Raw genomic sequence first — 18978 nt, 5'->3', positions numbered from 1 at the left:
GCTTAGGCCGTCCAGCCACCGTCGATGACATGGATGGCGCCGGTGGTGAAGGATGAGGCGTCGCTGGCCAGGTACAGCGCCAGTTCCGCGATCTCCTCCGCCCGGCCCAGGCGGCCCATGGGCTGGCGGGCGACGAAGGCGGCCTGCGCTGCGGCATAATCGCCGGTGGCGGCCAGGCGTTCATCCAGCGAGGGGGTCTGCACCGTGCCGGGACAGATGGCGTTGCAGCGCACACCCCGGCCCACGAAGTCGGCGGCCACCGACTTGGTCAGGCCGATGACGGCGGCCTTGGTGGCACCGTAGGCGAAGCGGTTGGGCACGCCCTTGATGGAGCTGGCGACCGACGACATGTTGACGATGCTGCCCCCGCCCGCCTCCAGCATGCCGGGCAGAAAGGCGCGGATGGTGCGGACCATGGCCGTGACGTTCAGATCCCAGGAAAAGTCCCAGGCGGCCGCATCGCACTCCAGGATGGTGCCCGCATGGACGAAGCCGGCGCAATTGAACAGCACGTCGATGGGCCCGACCTCCGCCGCGATGGTAGCCACGTCCGCGTCACTGCGCACGTCCAGCCGGTGGTGACGGCAGCCCGCGACCTCCGCCAGCTTGTCGGTGTTGATATCGGTGGCGTGGACGGTTGCCCCCTCCCGCGCGAACAGTTCCGCCGCCGCCCGGCCGATACCCTGGGCGGCGGCCGTCACCAGCGCCGTCTTACCCTCTAGACGTCCCATTAGTGATCTCCTCAAACAGCCCGTGTGGGCAGGCAGGCGGGGCCCACCGGCTCGAACGATTTGTAGGTCAGGATGAATTCCTGATGGCCCAGGGCCTCGGACACGGTGCGCTCGCCCGCCGCCGCCGCCTCGACTAGATCCAGGATCTCGGCCCCCACCTCATCCAGCGTGGCCTTGCCTTCCAGGATGCGGCCGGCGTTCACGTCCATGTCCTCCGACAGCCGGGTATAAGTCTCCGGGTTGGCGCAGACCTTGATGACGGGGGAGATGGCGGAGCCGACGACGGAGCCGCGCCCGGTGGTGAACAGGATGACGTGGCTGCCCGACGCGATCAGCTCCACGATCTCCGCGTTGTCGGAAATGTTGGGGAAACCGAAGCGCGGCTCGCCATCCGGCACCACGTCCATCAGGTACAGTCCACCTGACGGCGGAATGTCGCCCGGCTTGATCAGGCCGCTGATGGGGGAGGAGCCGGACTTGGAATAGGCGCCCATGGACTTCTCTTCCTGGGTGGTCAGCCCGCCCTCGGCATTGCCAGGGGCGAAGCTGCCGAAGCCCATGATGGTGTAGTAGCGCTCCGCCTTCTGCACGCAGGCCTCGATCTCGGCACCCAGTTCCGGCGTCACGGCCCGGTCGGACATGATGCGCTCACAGCCCACCAGCTCGCCCGTCTCCTCGAAAATGCAGGTGGCGCCGGCCTCGACCAGCCAATCGAAGCAGCGGCCCACGGCGGGGTTGGCGGTGATGCCGCTGGTACCGTCGGACCCGCCGCAGATGGTGCCCACCACCAGTTCGTGCCGGGCCATGGGCACCACCGGCGTCTGGTCGGCGAGGGCCTTCAGGCGCGCCACGGCGGCGCGCCCGGCCTCGATGGTGGCCTTGGTGCCGCCGGCCTGCTGGATGACCAGGGTTTCCACCGGCCGGCCGCTGGCCGCCACCACCTGGCGCAGGGCCTCACGGTTGAAGCTCTCGCAGCCCAGCGACACCAGCAGCACCCCGCCCACGTTGGGATGGGTGCACAGCTTGGTCATGATCTGGAAGGCGTAGCTGTTGGGATAGCAGCCGGGGAAGCCGATCAGGTGCACGTCCATGTCGTCGCTGACCGTGACGATACGGCGGGCCACATGGTGGGCGCATTCCACCAGATAGGCCACGACCACCACGTTGCGGATGCCCTTGCGCCCGTCGCTTCTGAGAAACCCACGCATCTCCGCCATATCAGTGGCCCCCTTCGCTGCCGCCGACCACCTGTCGTGTATGGCTGGCGATGTAATCGCTTTTCATGTTGTGCATGTGGACATGGCCGCCGACGTCCACCGCGGCGGTCATGGAGCCGATGGGCGCGCCGTATTTCAGCACCTTGTCCCCCGCCGCCAGGGTGCGGCGGGCCAGTTTATGGCCCACGGTCACGTCCTGGGCGGCGGTGACGGGCGTGCCGTCGATTTCCAGGGCGTCGCCGGCGCGGATGGCGGCGCGGACCACCAGCACGTTGTCATCCGGATGCAGCAGGATGAGGGGGGAGATGGGCGTGCTCATGCGGCTTTCGTTGTGTTGGGAGTGGGAACGGGGGCATCCGGATGCAGCAAGCCATCGGCGCGCAGGATCTGCCACAGCTCGGGTGGAATGACGGTGTCCATCAGGGCCCGGGTTTGGGCCACCTGTGCCGCATCCGCCATGCCGGGGATGACGCTGGCCACCACCGGGTGTGCCAGCGGAAACTGCAGGGCCGCCGCCGCCAGGGGCACATCGAAGCGATCGCAGGCCGCCTCCAGCCGGCGCACGCGGTCGATGATGGTGGCGGGCGCCGGCTGGTAATTGTAGTACAGCGGGGCCGCACCCTGGGTGCCGTTCACCAGAATGCCGGAATTGTAGGGGCCGCCGACGATGACCCTCACCCCGCGCGCGGCGCAGGCGGGAAAGAAGGTATCCAGCGCCGTCTGTTCCAGCAGGGTGTAGCGGCCGGCCAGCAACACGACGTCGAAGTCGGCATGGCCCATCGCCTCCAGGCACACCTGCCACTCATTGACGCCCAGGCCGATGGCGCGCACCGCCCCCTGGTCCCGCAGTTCCCGCATGGCGCGGTAGCCGCCGTCCAGGAAACGGCGGAAATGAACGGCGTGGTCGTCACCATGGGTGACGGTGCCCAGGTCATGGGCCAGCAGCAGGTCGATGCGGTTCCGCCCCAGCCGCCGCCGGCTTTCGGCGTAGGAACGCATGACGCCATCATAGCTGTAGTCGAACACGGGCTCATACGGGGCGGCGTCGGCGAAGCCGTGCCTCACCGGGCCCGCGCCCGCGCCAACCGGCACCAGCACCCGCCCCACCTTGGTGGAAACCACCAGCTCTTCACCGGGGTCCAACTCTGCCAGCACAGCACCCAGGCGGCTCTCGCTGAGGCCAAAGCCGTAATGGGGTGCTGTATCCAGGTAGCGGATGCCGGCCGTCACCGCCGCCGTCACGGCGGCCCGGGCCGCTTCCTCCGCCACCGGCTGGTACAGGTTGCCGATGGCCGCGGCGCCGAAGCCCAGCGGGGGCAAGGGCGGGCATGCCGGGGTGAATGAAGAGAATGCGTCCATGGCGGCCTTCCCGGGGGCGGGGCGATTTTCAATTCATATACGAAATCACCTTCCGCATATAAAATCATCGGCCACAGTCCGTAAGTCAAGACGCCTCACGCCATCTCTTGCCCGGCGGGCGCCCTGATGGCATAGCCGGAGAGCCGCAAACCCAGCCCTCAGGCCCAGGCCGGATTATCCATGCCCCCCCTTCCCGATGATACCGTGCCCGACCTCGACACCCCCGATGACCTCACGGCCGACGGTGCGGCGGAAACCGTGCGCAAGTACCGGGCGCCCGCCTTGGAGAAAGGGCTGGACATCCTGGAGTTGATGGCCAGCCACGGCGCGCCCATGACGCCGTCGCAGATTTCCGCCCGGCTGGGCCGCTCGGTCAGTGAGCTTTTCCGCATGATCCAGGTGCTGGAGTTCCGGGGCTATATCGCGCCGGCGGCGGCGGCCGATGGCTATGAGCTGACCAACAAGTTGTTTACTCTGGGCATGGCGCGGGCGTCGGTGCGCACCCTTCTGGAGGCGGCCCTGCCCCTGATGCGCGAGTTGGCGCTGGCCATCGGCCAATCTTGCCACCTGGCGGTGGCTTCGGACGACCAGATGGTGGTGGTGGCGCGCATCGAGAACCCGGGCCACCTGGGTTTCTCCGTGCGTCCCGGCTATCATCGCAGCTTGGTGGAGGCTACGTCCGGCATGGTGCTGTACGCCTTCCAGCCGCCTCACACCCAGGCCCTGTGGCGCGCCATGCTGGAACGCGCCGTGGGGCCGGAACGGGTGGCCCCCTTTGCCGCCCGCGCCGATGCCGTGCGCACCCAGGGTTATGCCCAGGCCGCCAGCGACTACGCCCTGGGGGTCATGGACCTGTCCGCCCCGGTCATCGGTGGCACCGGGGCGGCGGTGGCGGCCCTGACCGTGCCCTTCATGCAGCATACACCCCAGGTCCGTTCCCTGGCGGAAACCATAGGCATGGTGCAAGCCACCGCCCGGCAGATCGCCCTTGACCTCACGGAACGGGCCTGAACCGACCCGCACGGGATGGCCGGCATGCACGCGCCCAGGGCTGTGACAGGGCCATGGTTTATGCTAGACCCGGGCAACTTCCTTCCAAATAACACCCGCATGCCTTGAGGAATAGTTCGCCGTGACGTCGCAGCCGACCCCCGCCCCCCACAGCCCCTACGTCCTGGTGCTGACCTGCCCCGACGTGAAGGGTGTGGTGGCCGCCGTCTCCAGCTATCTGGCCGACAACGACGCCTCGATCACCGAATCCAATCATTTCAACGACCAGCTGACCAACAGCTTTTCCATGCGCACGGCCTTCCGGCCGGATGGCCCGGGATTCCCCGACCTGGACAGCCTGCGCCAGGGCTTTCAGTTGATCGCCCGCCGCTTCCGCATGGATTGGCAGTTGGTGGACATGACGGTGAAGCCCAAAGTGGTGATCGCCGTGTCCAAGTTCGGCCACTGCCTTTACGACCTGCTGCACCGCGCCCGCTCCGGCTCCCTGCCCATCGACATCCCGGCCGTCATCTCCAACCACGACGACATGCGCTCCTTCGTGGAATGGAGCGGCATCCCCTATCACCACCTGCCGGTGAAGGGCGATAAGACGGCGCAGGAGGCCGCGTTCATGGACGTGGTGAATCAGGCCGGTGCCGACCTGGTCGTGCTGGCCCGCTACATGCAGATCCTGTCGGCTGACCTCTGCGGCCAACTGGCGGGCCGCTGCATCAATATCCACCATTCCTTCCTGCCCAGCTTCAAGGGCGCCAAGCCCTACCACCAGGCCCACGCCCGTGGCGTGAAGCTGATCGGCGCCACCGCCCATTATGTGACCACAGACCTGGATGAAGGCCCCATCATCGAACAGGGCATCGAGCGGGTGGATCACACCCAGACGCCGGAAGACCTGGTGGATATCGGCCGTGACATCGAATGCGCCGTCCTGGCCCGCGCCGTGCGCTGGCACATCGAGCGCCGCATCCTGGTGACGGGGCAGAAAACCATCGTGTTCAGCTGAACGAAAAGGGCGGGACAGCCAGCCAGCCGTCCCGCCCTTAGACTTCAGGCGCCACTACGGTCAGCGCGGCGTTACGCTGGTGCTGGTCGATGTGCCGCCCGAGGCGTTCACCTTGGCCGATGCGCCCCCGGCGGACACGCTGTCCTGGCTCTGGACCCTGGCATGGTCGTTGGCGGACACGCCGGACTTGCCGGCCGAGACATCAGCGCCGCCGGTGGTGCCGGCCGACACGCCGGCACCACCGTTCAGCAGCGTCGGAGCTTTGGCGGCGCCCACGGCCGTGGTGCTCGTGCTGCCGGTGGTCTGGGTCGTACCGGCGGCGGTACCGTTGGTCACGCCCATGGCGCCGGCGGTGGTGCCGTTCTCGACCTCCTGGGTGGTGGCCGCGGCGCTGGCGGCGGTACTGCCGGCCGCGTTGGCGTTCGCCTTGGCGGCATCGGTGGCGGCATTGGTGGTGTCCTGCGCCGTCACGGCGGCGCTGTCCCTCACCTGGCCGGCGGCGGCGGTGCCGCTGGCGGCGCGGGGGACGGCCTGGGCGTTCAAGCCGGCCATCGCATTCTGCTGGGCGCCCAGGTTGGCGCCGGTGGCGGTGTTCAGGGTGCTGCTGACGCCACCGGTCACGGCACCGGTGGCATGGCCGCCGATCAACTGCGCGTTGGCGGCGCCGGCCAGCAGGGCGGCGACAGCCACGCCGCTCAGGAGAAGACGGGTATTCATGGTGTTCCTCCGTATCGCAGTGCGGCAAGCGCCTTCAAATTTTCCGCGCCTGCCCTTGCTACAGAGGCCAGTTCATTACCCAATGATGGCGGCAATTTGGCAAGGGAATGGATTCAATTAGCCTAATGCGAAAGCCGTAAAGGCTCAGAAATTTAAAATATTCCTCTCTCTATTAAAAATGAAATTGATCTTCTATCCACCCACACACTTCCGGAATTTATGAGAATTTTTCAAAGACATGGCCGTGAGAAAGGGCGGGACGTCCCGGGGACATCCCGCCCTGTTTTCGCCGGTCGCAAGGACCGGTCACACCAACGGCGCTCAGCGCGGCGTGCTGGTGGTGGTGGTGGTGGTCGTGGTGCTGGTGTTGCCGTAGCCATCCGTCTGGGTCGACTGGCGCTCCACCACGCTGCCGTCCGGCGTCTCCACCTTGCTGCCGCTGCGCGTGACCTTGGTGCCGTCCGGATAGGTCGTGGTGGTGGTGCGGGATTTGGTGACGCGATCGGCATCGGAACCCGTGACCGAACTGTAGGAGGTCTCGGTCGATTGGGTGGTACCGGGCGCCATCATGTCGGGCGCGGGCGGCTGCACCGTGGTGGTTTCGGTGGTGGTGGTGCGGGACTGGGCCACCGGCACCGCGCTGGTGGTGACGGTGCGGGTGGTGGTCGTTTCGGACTGGGCGCAAGCCGCACCAGCCAGCAGGCTCGCCAGGGCCGCGCCAGTCAAAAGAAGACGGGTGCTCATGACACTTCCTCCATTGTGCGTTTCCGGTGGGCGCATTGGATTGAGTTGCCGCGCCCGCCTTGCTACGAAATTGAATTTTATTTCTGAATATGGCTGGATTTCGGTGTGTAATAGGAATGTTTTTGTCATTAATCATTAGAAATATTCGAATGAATTACATCATTATTTAAACCATAAAGACAAATAAGGGCATGGCATCGTCGGGATGCCTTGCCCTTATTTTCCGTCAGGCCGGTGGGGTGGCGCCACCCACCCCCCGATTATCGTCAACGCGGCGTGCTGGTCGTCGTGGTGGTGCTGGTGGAATTGCCATAGCCGTCGGTCTGGGTCGACTGATGCTCCACCGTGCTGCCGTCCGGGGTTTCCACCTTGCTCTTGCTGCGCGTGGACTTGCTGCCGTCCGGGTACGTTGTGGTCGTGGTCTTCGACTTGGCCGTGCGGTCATCGTCCGACCCGGACTGGGAGCTGTAGGTCTCGGTCGACTGGGTGGTACCGGGCATGGCCGCATCCATGGCCGCATCCGACGCCGCATCGGGGGCCGGAGGCTGCTGCGTGGTGGTTTCCGTGGTGGTGGTGCGCGACTGGGCCACAGGAACGGCGGTGGTCGTCGTAGTGCGCGAGGTCGTGGTTTCGGACTGGGCGCACGCCGCACCGGCCAGAAGGCTGGCGAAAGCCGCGCTGCTCAGAAGAAGACGGGTATTCATGGTTATTCCTCCGTATCTGCGTACGGCGGGCATCACATGAAACGATGCGCCTGCCTGTTACCGACTAGAGTTCAGCCCCGTAATATGGCCGGAATTTGGCAATAATTGCAGCTCTATTTGCTTAACCCCTTCGCTGATTACGGTGTATTTTAAAATGGATAGGAAAATCGGTGGGCGGCATATACTCCTCATGCCGCCCGAACGAAGCATTCATCACTTAGCCATCATGGATAGACAGCAGTCAGCCATTCGGCCAGCAGCGCCGGCTTTTCCTGACCTTCGATTTCAATGGTGACGGTGCGGGTCAACAGCCAGCCGCCGCCCTTTTCCTCAACCGAATCCAGGGTCTGGCGGCTGCGCAGGCGCGACCCTGCCGGCACCGGCGCCAGGAAGCGGATCTTGTTGAAGCCATAGTTCACGCCCTTGCCAGCGTCCCGCACCTCCAGCGTCTGATAGCTGAAGGCGGCCAGCAACGACAGGGTGAGGAAGCCATGGGCGATGGTGCCGCCCAGGGCCGCCGTGGCACGCGGCACGTCGATATGGATCCATTGATGGTCGTCGGTGGCGTCGGCGAAACCGTTGATGCGGTCCTGATCCACCACCACCCAGTCGGAGTAGCCCAGGTCCCGTCCCACCAGGGTGGGCAGGTCGGCCATGTCCACGGTCAGCATTCTGTTTCCCTCCTCGTTGTTGGCGCAGCAAGAGGTATCCCGTGACACGGGGGGTCCCGCACGCGGTGGCAGGATGCCAAATTGGCGGGGCAAGGGCACGGACTATGCAATTCCCCACGCGCACCGTTCGCCTACCATAAGCGTCCTCCTCCTCTGCGGCCCCGCCTTTGGCCCGCCCTGACCAACGGACCATCCATGACCGCCACCGCCTTGCCCGACGATGTCGCCCCGGACGAGCGGGAGCCCGGTCGGTCGGTGTGGGCGGAGTTCCGCCGGGGGCTCGCCGCCATGGCGCCCATTCTGCTGGGCGTGGCGCCCTTCGCCCTGGTGCTGGGCTCCCAGGCCGCGATGAAGGGCCTGAGCCCGCTGGAAGTGGCGCTGATGTGCGGCCTGAACTTCGCCGGCGGGTCGGAGTTCGTGGCCATCGAGCTGTGGCGCAGCCCGCCGCAGATCGCGCTGATCGCCGGCATGACCCTGCTGGTCAACTGCCGCCATCTGCTGATGGGGGCGTCATTCGCCCCGCATCTGCGGCGCCTGCGCCCCTGGCAGGCGGCGCTGGTGCTGTTCGTCATGGCCGATGAGACCTGGGCGCTGGGCATGGACGACGCCCGCCGCCGCATGGCGGTCACCGGCCGGCCGGGCATCAGCCTGCCTTACTATGCCGGCCTCGCCGTCTCCCTCTACATCGCCTGGGTGGCGGTGACGGTGCTGGGGGCGGTGGTGGGGCCGGTGCTGGGCAACCCCCACGCCTATGGCTTCGACATGGCCTTCACCGCCGTCTTCCTGGTGCTGATCCGCGGCATGTGGAAGGGCTGGCGCCGCGCCCTGCCCTGGCCGGTCAGCCTGGGCGTGGCCGCTGTCACCCATCTGGCGGTACCGGGCGCCTGGTACGTGCCGGCCGGCACGCTGGCCGGCCTGGCCGTCGCCTATTTCGTCGCCGGCACCGAAACCCGGGAGGCCGCGCCGTGAGCGACTTCGCCCACTATCTCACCTTGGACGTACCATCCCTGCTGGCCATCCTCTCCATGATGGCGGTGACCTACGCCACCCGCGTCACGGGATACCTGGTGCTGCGCAACCGCGCTCTCAGTTCCCGCGCCACCGCGGTGCTGGAGGCGGTGCCGGGCGCCGTGCTGATCTCCGTCATCGCGCCGGCCTTCACCACCACCAATCCGGCGGACCTGCTGGGCCTGGCGGTGACCTTGGCCATGGCCTGCCGCTTCCCCATGCTGCCCACCGTCATCGTCGGCGTGGCCGTCACCGCCCTGTTGCGCCATGTGCTATGAAGTGGGGCGGCCGTCGCTAAACGGTTGAACCCCAACCGCGTCGTTGGCATCCTTCCCGCCCAAGGCCTATGGGGGAAAAGCATCATGATCGAACTCGTCATCGACCAGCGGCGGCGCGACTTGGGCGGGTTCGAGGTCGGGCGCATCCTGCCCGTGGCCCAGCGCCGCCATGTCGGCCCCTTCGTCTTCTTCGACCATATGGGCCCGGTGGACTTCCCCAAGGGCATCCCGCTGGAGCGGGACGTGCGCCCGCACCCGCACATCGGCCTGTCCACCGTCACCTACCTGTTCGATGGTGAGATCATGCACCGCGACAGTGTGGGCTCCGAACAGGCCATCCGCCCGGGCGAGGTCAACTGGATGACCGCCGGCAGCGGCATCACCCATTCCGAGCGCTTCGAGAAGGCGCGGGCCGAGGGCGGCGCGCTGCACGGCATCCAGGCCTGGGTGGCCCTGCCCGAAGCGGATGAGGAGACCGACCCCAGCTTTCATCATTACGGCGCGGACGACCTGCCCACCTATGAGCATGGCGGGCTGTGGGCCCGGCTGGTGGCGGGTGAGGCCTTCGGCGCCAAGGCCGGGGTCAAGACCCACTCCCCCCTGTTCTATGTGCACTGGGTTCTGCAGCCCGGCACCAAGGCGCAGTTGCCGGCCGAGTATCCGGAGCGCGCGGCCTATGTCGCCGTCGGCTCGGTGGAGGTGGAAGGCAGGACGGTGGAGGCCGGCCACATGCTGGTGTTCGCCCCCGGCCAGCCGGTGCTGTTCACCGCCGTCACCCCTGCGGTGGTCATGCTGCTGGGCGGGGAGCCGCTGGGCGACCGCTACATCGACTGGAACTTCGTCTCCTCCCGCAAGGAGCGGATCGAGCAGGCCAAGGCCGACTGGCGCGCCGGCCGCATGAAGCTGCCGGACCTGGACGACAAGGAGTTCATTCCGCTGCCGGGGTAAGAGCAGACGACAGCACCTCGAAAGTGGGCTCCGCCGCCGAGATCACGTCCAGACAAGCCCAACCGGTGCAAAATTGATAGTGCCTCGCTCCCGTGATTTCCTTCCACGTGATGGACTGCATTTGCATAAAGGCGGCCCCTTCCACCAGATAAGCGAAGTGGTCGGGAATCAATCCTTCCCAGTCAGCGGGATCGCTTTCCGTGCTCAGTGGCATTTCATCAATAATCCTGACTATGCACTGATTATCGAAAGTGACCCTAACAACGGAACCTTCATATCCAGGTAGACGGAAGTCTGCCCATATCCTGTTGGTTTCCCAGTGGAAATTCACTAAATCACTATTGTTGGCCTTGAATGCGATCCCGATGTCGAGAGGGTAGTATTTTATCATGTGCCACTTTCTGGTCTAGCCAGATATGAATTCTTAAATCCGCGTCGGACTGACGACGATACCGTCCTCATCGGCGTAGAGCCAGGCGCCGGGCGTGAACTGCGCGCCACCGAAGGATAGGGGCACGTCCACCTGGCCGGCGCCGGTCTTGGTGCTTTTCTTCGGGTTGGTGCCCAGCGCCTTGATGCCGAGGTCGATGTGGGCCAGGGCCACGCTGTCGCGCACGGCGCCCCACAGCACCAGGCCGGCCCAGCCGTGCTTGAACGCCAGGCCGGCGATGACGTCGCCCACCAGGGCGGTGCGCAGCGAGCCGTGGCCGTCCACCACCAGGACGGCACCCTCGCCCGCCTCGGACAGCGTATGCTTCAGCAGGGCGTTGTCCTCATGGCAGCGCACGGTCCGGATGGGCCCGTGGAAAGACGCCCGCGCCCCGAAGGAGCGGAACTGGATCTCGCAGCTTTGCAGGCTGTCCTCATAGGCGTCGACCAAGTCGGCGGTGCGATGGGTCATGCCACCCCTCCCTTCCCTGCCAAGGTTTCTCCTTATCCTAGCGCATTTTGGCCGGCACGGCAGCGGCGAGGATGGAACCGTGACCACACTCTTAAGTGACTACATGGATGTGTATACTGCAGCGGTAAGGTCTGGTGCCGGATTTGGAAATCAAGGCCGGCGCTGGACCAGGAACGGTGGGGAATTTCCGTGGCTTATTCCATCTATGTCTTGGTGGTGCTGGTGCTGGCCTATGTGCTGGCCTTCATCGACCGCCAGATCCTGACCTTACTGGCGGTGCCGATGAAGGCCGATCTGGGCCTCAGCGACCTGCAGCTCAGCCTGCTGCAGGGCTTGTCCTTCGCCCTGTTCCTGGCCATTGGCGGCCTGCCCATCGGCCGCCTGGTGGATCGGCGGCGGCGCACGGCGGTGCTGGCCGCCGGCGTCGCGGCTTGGAGCCTGTTCACCGCCGCCTGCGGCTTGGCGCGATCCTTTCCAGCCCTGTTCCTGGCGCGCGTGGGCGTGGGCTTTGGCGAGGCGACCATGGTCCCGTCGGCCTACTCCCTGATCGGCGACCTGTTCCACGGCCGGCGCCTGGGCCTGGCCATCGGCCTCTACAACATGGGTCCCTATGTGGGCGCCGGGCTGGCCCTGATCCTGGGCGGACTGGTGCTGCACCATCTGCCGCCGGATGTCGTGCTGCCCGTGCTGGGCAGCCTGCGCGGCTGGCAGGTGGTGTTCCTGCTGCTGGGGCCCGTGGGCCTGCTGATGGCGCTGTGGGTCGCCACCGTGCGGGAACCGGAAAGAACGGGCGCCGGGGCGCACACCGCGCCCAACTGGGCCGAGGTGCGGGCCTACTACCGCGCCCATGGCGTCAACGCCCTGATGGTCAACCTGGCCGGCACCTTCGCCGCCATGGCGCTGTACAGCCTGGGCGCCTGGCTGCCGCATCTGCTGGCCCGCATCCACCACATGAAGCCGCTGGACATCGGCCAGGGCATGGGCTGGCGCCTGATGGTGTTCGGCGCCGGCGGCGCCTTGCTGGCCGGCATCCTGGGTGACCTCCTGCGCCGGCGGGGCTTGGTCCAGGGACGCCTGGTCGTGATGATCGCCGGTGCCGCCGCGTCTTGCCTGCTGCTTTACCCCGCCCTGCGCGCGCCGGACGGCGATGGCGCGCTGACATGGCTGGGGCCGCTGATCGGCTGCATGACCCTGGCCATCGGCTCCAGCCCCCCGGCCTTGCAGGAGATCACCCCCAACCGCCTGCGCGGGTTCCAGCACGCCGTGGCGGCACTGATCGCCACCCTGCTGGGCCTGGGCGCGGGGCCGTCGGTGGTGGCGCTGGTGACGGACAAGGTGCTGCGCGACGAAAGCCGTCTGGACCTGTCGCTGCTGCTGACCCTGCCCGCCATGCTGGGTGCCTGCATCGTGCTGGCGCTGATCGCGTGCCGCCGCTATGCCGCCAGCCTGGAGGCGATGGCGTCAACCGGTGAAACGGTGCCAGCGGCCGGCCTTTCCCTTTCGGGGGCAAGCGGAAACGCCACAACCTGAGAAATCTATTTTTGTAGGAAGCTCCCGCAAAAAGATGTATGAGGAGGAATATCGCTTATGCGCGCATAGGTTGTCGCGCCAGCCCTGGAGAAGAGCATGTACAACACCGCCACCTTCCCTGTGCCGGACGGCACCACCATCAAGATCAACGGCTTCACCAATTCCGCCTATTGGGCCCAGCGCATCGTGATCGAGGTCACGGGCCAGGCGCCCATCACCTGGAACGGCACCGGCGCCCAGAACAACAAGCTGGTGGGCCAGGTGGTGATTCCGCCCGGCAACGGCCGGCAGGTCAGCGTCACCATGTCCTATGATCCGGGCGGTGGCTTCGCCCCTTCCACCGTCGTGAAGATCCCCTTCGATGATCCCAGCCTGACCGGCTTCGTCATCGGCGGCCAGGACGCCGGCGGCCGCCCCAATGGCCCTGCCAGCTGGAACACGGTGGCCTTCGTCTATTGGGCCAAGGGCTATTAACGTCGCCCAGCGTCAATGAAGAAACCCCGGGTGGCCGTCCATCCGGGGACTTTAGTGCTCCCTCAAACGCCGGGCGGCGCTCGCTCCGGCGGACGCAGTGGCGTCCTACAGCGGCATGAGGCTTGTGCCCTCATGCCGCTGACAAAGGTGTCAGGCCGCTTCGCGGTTCTGCGCCAGGCGGTCCAGCAGGGCGTCCTGCTGGTCGATCAGTTCCTGCGGCGTGTCGCCGCCGAAGCGGCCGAACAGCTCCGACTGGTCACGCAGTTCCGTTTCAGCCTCCACCTCGTTCACCGCCATGACGGCGTCGAACTGGTCGCGACCGAAGTCGAGGCCGGTCCAGGTCAGGTCCTCATAGCGTGGCGTCAGGCCGAACAGGTTCTCTTCCGTTTCCACGGCACGACCCCGCACCCGGTCCACGATCCACTTCAGCACCCGCATGTTATCGCCGAAGCCCGGCCAGGCGAACTTGCCGTCCTGGTCCTTGCGGAACCAGTTGACGCGGTAGATGCGCGGCAGGTCATTGATCTTGTTGCCCATGTCCAGCCAGTGGCGCCAGTACTCCGCCATGTTGTAGCCGCAGAAGGGCAGCATGGCGAAGGGATCGCGGCGAATGGCGGCTTGGCCCACGGCGGCGGCGGTCGCCTCCGACCCCAGGGTCGCCGCCCAGTACACGCCCTCGTTCCAGCCACGGGTCTCGAACACCAGGGGGAAGGTGCGCGACAGGCGGCCGCCGAAGATGAAGGCGCTGATGGGCACGCCGGCGGGGTCTTCCCAGGCGGGATCGATGCTGGGGCATTGGCTGGCCGGGGCGGTGAAGCGGGCGTTGGGATGCGCCGCCTTGCGGCCGCTGGCGGGCGTCCAGTCCTTGCCCTCCCAGTCGATCAGGTGGGCCGGCGGCGTCTCGGTCAGGCCTTCCCACCACACGTCGCCGTCATCGGTCAGGGCGCAGTTGGTGAAGATGACGTTGGCGTGCAGGGTCAGTAGGGCGTTGGGGTTGGACTTCAGGCTGGTGCCCGGCGCCACGCCGAAGAAGCCCGCCTCCGGATTGATGGCGCGCAGGGTGCCGTCCGGCGCTGGCTTGATCCAGGCGATGTCATCGCCGATGGTGCGCACCTTCCAGCCGTCGAAGACGGCCGGCGGCACCATCATGGCGAAGTTGGTCTTGCCACAGGCCGAGGGGAAGGCCGCCGCGACATAGGTCTTCTCGCCCTCCGGGCTTTCCACGCCCAGGATCAGCATATGCTCGGCCAGCCAGCCCTCCTCGCGCCCCAGGGATGACGCGATGCGCAGCGCGAAGCACTTCTTGCCCAGCAGGGCATTGCCGCCATAGCCGGAGCCATAGCTGATGATCTCGTGCGTCTCGGGAAAGTGGACAATGTACTTGTGCCGGGCGTTGCAGGGCCAGGCTACGTCCTTCTGGCCGGGGGCCAGGGGCGCGCCCACCGAGTGCAGGCACTTCACGAAACCGCCGTCACCCAGCTGGCGCAGCACCGCCTCGCCCATGCGGGTCATGATGCGCATGTTCACAGCGACATAGGGGCTGTCGGACAGCTGCACGCCGATGTGGGAGATGGGGGAACCCAGGGGCCCCATGCTGAAGGGCACCACGTACAGGGTGCGGCCGCGCATGCTGCCCTTGAACAGGCCCTGCAGCGTTTGGCGCATCTCGGCGGGATCGGCCCAGTTGTTGGTCGGGCCGGCCTCTTCCGCCGTCGGGGTGCAGATGAAGGTGCGATCCTCCACCCGGGCGACGTCGCCGGCGTCGGACCGGCAGAGGAAGGAATTGGGCCGCTTGGCCGGGTTCAGGCGGATGAAGGTGCCTTGGGCCACCATTTCTTCGCACAGCCGGTCATATTCCTCCTGGCTGCCGTCGCACCAATGGACGGCCGCCGGCTGGCAATGGGCGACAACCTCATCAACCCAGTCCAGCAGGGCCTGGTTGGTGGTGGGCGCGCCGGTGGCGCCACTCAGGGGGGAGCCGGTCAGGGCGGAGGACGTCGTGACGGAGCTGCTCATGGAAATATTCTACCTTTCGATCCGCGAAACCGCTGGCGGTTGGCCCGGTGCCGTTCCGGCCTGCCTGGCCCGGAAGGGGGCGCCGGCCATCAACGGAAGCGTCAGGTTCGCAGCATCGTTCCCGGGGGCCGGCAGGGTGTGGGCACAGCCGATGGCAAATGATGCCGCGCCGCTTCCATCGGCGCAGACGGTCATGATTGGTGTGGGGCGTTGAAGGGCGCGATGGCCGACCGTTGACAGGTCAACTATACGCGCAAGCCTCCCTGGCACCGGACAGGCCGGGTGCGGCAGGGCGATCGCCCCGCGGACGGGATCGTCGATGGATTCCGTGGGTGAAGGTCATTGTGCGCTACTCCCCGAAGTTGAGTACGAGTGGGCCGGTCTTTACCGCCAGCTCCACCCTCAAAATATGGCCGGCCCTGTCGCCGGGCGCGTGCCTGATCCATCTTCTACCGCCGCGCCACCGGATGTCCAGTGGCTTGGCTGTGTCAACGGCGACCAGCCCGGTTGGGAAGGCCGCGCGCCTTTATCCAAGGTATTAACATCATGGCGTATCCGCCAGCATCCGCACCGTCGCCGGGTCACGCCGGTAAACCATGAGGACGGATAGCAAACCGCAGAGGGCGGCGGCGGCCATCCACAGGCCGGGCGCGGCCCTGTCGTCCGTCAGATCGATCAGCCAGGTCGACACCAGCGGCGTGAAGCCGCCGAACAGGGCCGTAGCCAGGCTGTAGGCCAGGGAAAACCCAACCGTCCGCACCTCCGGGGGCATGACCTCCGTCAGGGCCACCAGGGCCGCCGCATTGTAACTGGCGTAGAGGAAGGACAACCACAGCTCGGCCACCAGCATGGTGCCGAAGCTGACGTCATGGACCAGCCAGTTCAGCACCGGATACGCCGTCAGCATGGCCAGGATGGTGAAGGCTATCAGCAGAGGCCGGCGGCCCACCTTGTCGGACAGAGCCCCCATCACCGGCAGCCAGATGAAATTGGACAGGCCGACGCAGAACGTGAGCAGCAGGCTTTGCCCGGCATCGAGCTTCAGCACGCTTTTGCCATAGGTCGGCGCATAGACGGTGATGAGGTAGAAGGACACCGTCGTCATCACCACCATCATCATGCCGGCCAGCACCAGCCGCCAGTTCGCGGCGATAGACCGGACGATCTCCCGAAAGGTGGGACGATGCCGCCGGTGCTGGAATTCCGCCGTCTCCTCCAGCGAGCGGCGGATGACGAAGATCACCGGCACGATCAGGCAGCCGATGAAGAAGGGTATGCGCCAGGCCCAGTCGTGGATTTGCTCCGGCGTCAAAATCCGGCTCAGCCCATAGCCGATGAGGGCAGCGGCCATGATGGCCGCCTGCTGGCTGGCGGATTGCCAGCTGACGTAAAAGCCCTTGCGGCCCGGCGTGGCCATTTCCGACAGGTAGACAGAGACGCCGCCCATCTCCACCCCGGCGGAGAAGCCCTGCAGCAGACGGCCGATCAGCACCAGGGCGGGGGCCAGCAGCCCGATGCTGGCGTAACCCGGCACGAAGGCGATCAGCACCGTGCCCAGCGCCATGATGGCCAGCGTCAGCACCAGGCCCTTGCGGCGCCCGATCCTGTCGATGTAGCTGCCCAGGATGACGGCCCCCACCGGCCGCATCAGGAATCCGGCGCCGAAGGTGGCGAAGGTCAGCATCAGCGACGCGGTGTCGTCGCCGCTGGGGAAAAACGTGCTCGCGATATAGGGCGCGTAGAAGCCGTAAAGGAAGAAATCGAACATCTCCAGGAAGTTGCCACTGGTCACACGCAGCACCGTGGCCAGCCTGGACGGCTGCTTGGCATTGGAACTCGGCATGGAAGCGATCCTCAGCGGGGGGCTGCGGTGGCGGGCACCAGCCCGGATTTGGTGATCAGCGACGCGGCGTCGGGCGAGGACAGGAACGCGATCAGGTCCTCGGCCGCCTGCGTTTCCCGTGTTCCGGCGACGATGCCGATGGAAAACGGTGTCACCTTCTGCGCCTCATCGGGCAGGGGCCCAACGATGTCGATGCCGGACAGCGGCAATAATTCGCTGATCTGCTGGAAGCCGATCTCCGCCTCGCCGCGGGCGACGACGTTGCCGACCGGCTCCGCCGGGATCATCCGCGCCTTGTCCCTCATGGCGTCGGCGATGCCCAGGCGCTTGAAGAGGACCGTGGACAGGAAGACACCGCTGGCGCTGTCGGAATAGGCGACCGACTTGGCGTCCAGCAGCACCTTCTTCAAGGACGCCACGGTCGAGATGTCCAGATGGGGCGCGCCGGCCTTCACGGCCAGGCCGATCTTGGACAGGGCCAGGACCCGGTGGTCCAGATCCATCACCTGCCCGTCCCGCACCAGCGTTTCAAGGCTGTCGCCCACCATGATGACGACATCGATATCCTGATGCTGGCGCAGCCGATTGGGGATGGCCTCCGGCGTGTCCCCCATGGACGGGCCCCACACCGAGACCAGCGTGTGCCCGGTGCGTTTTTCGAATTCCGGCGCCAAGGCCTTGTACGCGGCGGCGAAGCCACCGGAACTGGCGACGTGCAATTCCGCGGCGTTGGCCGACAGCGGCGACAACGCCAGCAGCAGGGCGAACGCACGCGACATGACGCCGCCCGCGGAACGCGGGACACTTCCGGTCATCACCGTCTCCTCCGGTTTTAATATCGCCGCCATTGTGGAATGCCGGCGACCGGACAGGAATTGCATTTATCTTCTCAATTAATAACGATGGTGCATCAATTGGAGCGCGTGGCATGCGGCTGGATTTCGAGTTTGGGGAGGTGCTGGCCTTCGTCACAGTGGCGCAGACGCTGAACTTCCGCGCAGCGGCGGACAGGCTGCACCTATCCCAGCCCGCCTTAAGCCGGCGGGTGGAGAAGCTGGAGGCGGCGCTGGAGATGCGCCTGCTGGAGCGCACGACGCGCAAGGTGGACTTGACGGAGGCCGGCCGTCAGTTCCTGAACCACGCCGTCGTCATCCTGGAAGAGTTGGAATTAGCACGCGCAAGCATGGTAGAGCGCGCCAGCCGGGCCAAGCAGCTGGTGACGGTGGCCTGCGTGCCTTCCGTGGCCAACCATGTGTTGCCCGGCATCCTGCGCCTATATGCCCAAACCCATCCGGGAGTACGCATCCGCATCATCGATGAAAGCGCCGGCAAGGTGCTGGATGCCGTCATGGAGAGCGAGGCCGATATCGGGATCAGTTTCCTGGGCGCCCAGAACGCGGAGGTGGATTTCATTCCCATCCGCAGCGAACCCTATGTGCTGGCGGTGCGCCGGGACCATCCCCTGGCAGCGGCAGCGGCGGCCCGCTGGGACAGCCTGGAGGCCGAACGCCTGATCGCCGTCTCGCTGAACAGCGGCAACCGCATCCTGATCGAGAACGTGCTGGCCGGCCTGCCGCGGCGGCCCACCATCCATTATGAGGCCAATCATGTCGCCGGGGCGCTGGGCCTTGTATCGGCCGGGCTGGGGGTGGCGGTGCTGCCCGCGCTGGCCCTGGCCAACAACGCCTATCCGGGGCTGATGGGCATACCGATGCGGGACCCTGAACTCAGCCGCACCCTAGGCCTGGTCACCCGCGCCGGCACGCGCCTGAGCCAGCCCGCGTCCGCCCTTCACGACCTGATCTTGCAAAAGATCGGCGATTAAC

Annotated in this window: 21 protein-coding genes; 8 read left to right on the top strand and 13 right to left on the bottom strand. The window is 66.3% G+C overall.

Features of this window, described 5'->3' with window-relative positions:
* Positions 1-2: 2 nt before the first annotated feature.
* The 4 genes from P5F91_RS02630 to P5F91_RS02615 are packed head-to-tail and all read right to left on the bottom strand — an operon-like array spanning position 3 to position 3307.
* Positions 3-731 (bottom strand): SDR family oxidoreductase, encoded by a 729-nt coding sequence (locus P5F91_RS02630; RefSeq protein WP_277906408.1) that lies wholly within the window; start codon positions 729-731, stop codon positions 3-5.
* A gap of 11 nt (positions 732-742) precedes the next feature.
* On the bottom strand, positions 743-1948 hold the full coding sequence (locus P5F91_RS02625; protein ID WP_277906407.1) for a UxaA family hydrolase: 1206 nt from the start codon (positions 1946-1948) through the stop codon (positions 743-745).
* A gap of 1 nt (position 1949) precedes the next feature.
* On the bottom strand, positions 1950-2267 hold the full coding sequence (locus P5F91_RS02620; protein ID WP_145612599.1) for a UxaA family hydrolase: 318 nt from the start codon (positions 2265-2267) through the stop codon (positions 1950-1952).
* Positions 2264-3307 carry an aldo/keto reductase gene (locus P5F91_RS02615; RefSeq protein ID WP_277906406.1) on the bottom strand — a complete coding sequence of 348 codons (1044 nt, stop codon included), beginning with the start codon at positions 3305-3307 and terminating at the stop codon, positions 2264-2266. Before P5F91_RS02615 ends, P5F91_RS02620 begins: the two co-directional genes overlap by 4 nt.
* A 180-nt stretch (positions 3308-3487) precedes the next feature.
* On the opposite strand from P5F91_RS02615, the gene P5F91_RS02610 reads away from it, so the two are divergent.
* A complete protein-coding gene (locus P5F91_RS02610) occupies positions 3488-4318 on the top strand; it encodes an IclR family transcriptional regulator (protein ID WP_277906405.1) in 831 nt (276 codons plus the stop codon).
* 121 nt (positions 4319-4439) lie between these two features.
* Positions 4440-5318 carry a formyltetrahydrofolate deformylase gene (gene purU, locus P5F91_RS02605; RefSeq protein ID WP_246138780.1) on the top strand — a complete coding sequence of 293 codons (879 nt, stop codon included), beginning with the start codon at positions 4440-4442 and terminating at the stop codon, positions 5316-5318.
* A 60-nt stretch (positions 5319-5378) separates the two neighbouring features.
* Here the strand turns inward: purU and P5F91_RS02600 are convergent, their stop codons facing one another.
* The 4 genes from P5F91_RS02600 to P5F91_RS02585 all read right to left on the bottom strand — a co-directional run bounded on the left by P5F91_RS02600 (position 5379) and on the right by P5F91_RS02585 (position 8154).
* Positions 5379-6035 (bottom strand): hypothetical protein, encoded by a 657-nt coding sequence (locus P5F91_RS02600; RefSeq protein ID WP_145612602.1) that lies wholly within the window; start codon positions 6033-6035, stop codon positions 5379-5381.
* Between the two features lie 321 nt (positions 6036-6356).
* Positions 6357-6779 (bottom strand): hypothetical protein, encoded by a 423-nt coding sequence (locus P5F91_RS02595; RefSeq protein ID WP_145612603.1) that lies wholly within the window; start codon positions 6777-6779, stop codon positions 6357-6359.
* A gap of 266 nt (positions 6780-7045) precedes the next feature.
* A complete protein-coding gene (locus P5F91_RS02590) occupies positions 7046-7483 on the bottom strand; it encodes a hypothetical protein (RefSeq protein WP_145612604.1) in 438 nt (145 codons plus the stop codon).
* Positions 7484-7707: 224 nt separating this feature from the next.
* Positions 7708-8154 carry a MaoC family dehydratase gene (locus P5F91_RS02585; RefSeq protein WP_277906404.1) on the bottom strand — a complete coding sequence of 149 codons (447 nt, stop codon included), beginning with the start codon at positions 8152-8154 and terminating at the stop codon, positions 7708-7710.
* A gap of 195 nt (positions 8155-8349) precedes the next feature.
* Here P5F91_RS02585 and P5F91_RS02580 point away from each other — a divergent pair, with 195 nt between their 5' ends.
* From P5F91_RS02580 to P5F91_RS02570, 3 genes are all read left to right on the top strand, one after another.
* Positions 8350-9123 (top strand): AzlC family ABC transporter permease, encoded by a 774-nt coding sequence (locus P5F91_RS02580; RefSeq protein WP_277906403.1) that lies wholly within the window; start codon positions 8350-8352, stop codon positions 9121-9123.
* Complete coding sequence (locus tag P5F91_RS02575; RefSeq protein WP_277906402.1) at positions 9120-9440, top strand: AzlD family protein; 321 nt, start codon at positions 9120-9122, stop codon at positions 9438-9440. The genes P5F91_RS02580 and P5F91_RS02575 overlap by 4 nt, the downstream gene beginning before the upstream one ends.
* Positions 9441-9524: 84 nt before the next feature.
* A complete protein-coding gene (locus P5F91_RS02570; RefSeq protein ID WP_088875233.1) occupies positions 9525-10388 on the top strand; it encodes a pirin family protein in 864 nt (287 codons plus the stop codon).
* Here the strand turns inward: P5F91_RS02570 and P5F91_RS02565 are convergent.
* A complete protein-coding gene (locus P5F91_RS02565) occupies positions 10369-10779 on the bottom strand; it encodes a hypothetical protein (protein WP_277906401.1) in 411 nt (136 codons plus the stop codon). The genes P5F91_RS02570 and P5F91_RS02565 overlap by 20 nt on opposite strands.
* Positions 10780-10812: 33 nt before the next feature.
* Positions 10813-11289, bottom strand: a complete 477-nt coding sequence (gene rraA, locus P5F91_RS02560; RefSeq protein WP_277906400.1) for a ribonuclease E activity regulator RraA — start codon at positions 11287-11289, stop codon at positions 10813-10815.
* 189 nt (positions 11290-11478) lie between these two features.
* Between rraA and P5F91_RS02555 the strand changes: the two genes are divergently transcribed.
* Both P5F91_RS02555 and P5F91_RS02550 read left to right on the top strand, forming a co-directional pair.
* Positions 11479-12819: an MFS transporter gene (locus P5F91_RS02555; protein ID WP_277906399.1), complete on the top strand. Its 1341-nt coding sequence runs from the start codon at positions 11479-11481 to the stop codon at positions 12817-12819.
* 96 nt (positions 12820-12915) lie between these two features.
* Positions 12916-13293 carry an SRPBCC family protein gene (locus tag P5F91_RS02550; protein WP_277906398.1) on the top strand — a complete coding sequence of 126 codons (378 nt, stop codon included), beginning with the start codon at positions 12916-12918 and terminating at the stop codon, positions 13291-13293.
* Positions 13294-13443: 150 nt separating this feature from the next.
* On the opposite strand, the gene P5F91_RS02545 is transcribed toward P5F91_RS02550, so the two are convergent.
* The 3 genes from P5F91_RS02545 to P5F91_RS02535 form a co-directional block, all read right to left on the bottom strand.
* Entirely contained in the window at positions 13444-15309 is a 1866-nt protein-coding gene (locus P5F91_RS02545; RefSeq protein WP_277906397.1) for a phosphoenolpyruvate carboxykinase (GTP), read from the bottom strand.
* A 544-nt stretch (positions 15310-15853) separates the two neighbouring features.
* Entirely contained in the window at positions 15854-17152 is a 1299-nt protein-coding gene (gene tcuC / locus P5F91_RS02540; RefSeq protein ID WP_277906396.1) for an MFS transporter, read from the bottom strand.
* Between the two features lie 11 nt (positions 17153-17163).
* Positions 17164-17967, bottom strand: a complete 804-nt coding sequence (locus P5F91_RS02535) for a substrate-binding domain-containing protein (RefSeq protein WP_277906395.1) — start codon at positions 17965-17967, stop codon at positions 17164-17166.
* A gap of 113 nt (positions 17968-18080) precedes the next feature.
* On the opposite strand from P5F91_RS02535, the gene P5F91_RS02530 reads away from it, so the two are divergent.
* The gene (locus P5F91_RS02530) at positions 18081-18977 is read left to right on the top strand and encodes a LysR family transcriptional regulator (RefSeq protein ID WP_277906394.1); all 897 of its coding nucleotides are present in this window, start codon (positions 18081-18083) and stop codon (positions 18975-18977) included.
* Position 18978 lies beyond the last annotated feature (1 nt).

Origin of the sequence: Nitrospirillum amazonense (assembly GCF_029594735.1) — a bacterium.
In the GTDB taxonomy this organism is placed as follows: Bacteria; Pseudomonadota; Alphaproteobacteria; order Azospirillales; family Azospirillaceae; genus Nitrospirillum; species Nitrospirillum amazonense.
Note: the sequence above shows the minus strand (reverse complement) of the source record. Positions and strands in the feature narration are given on the sequence as shown.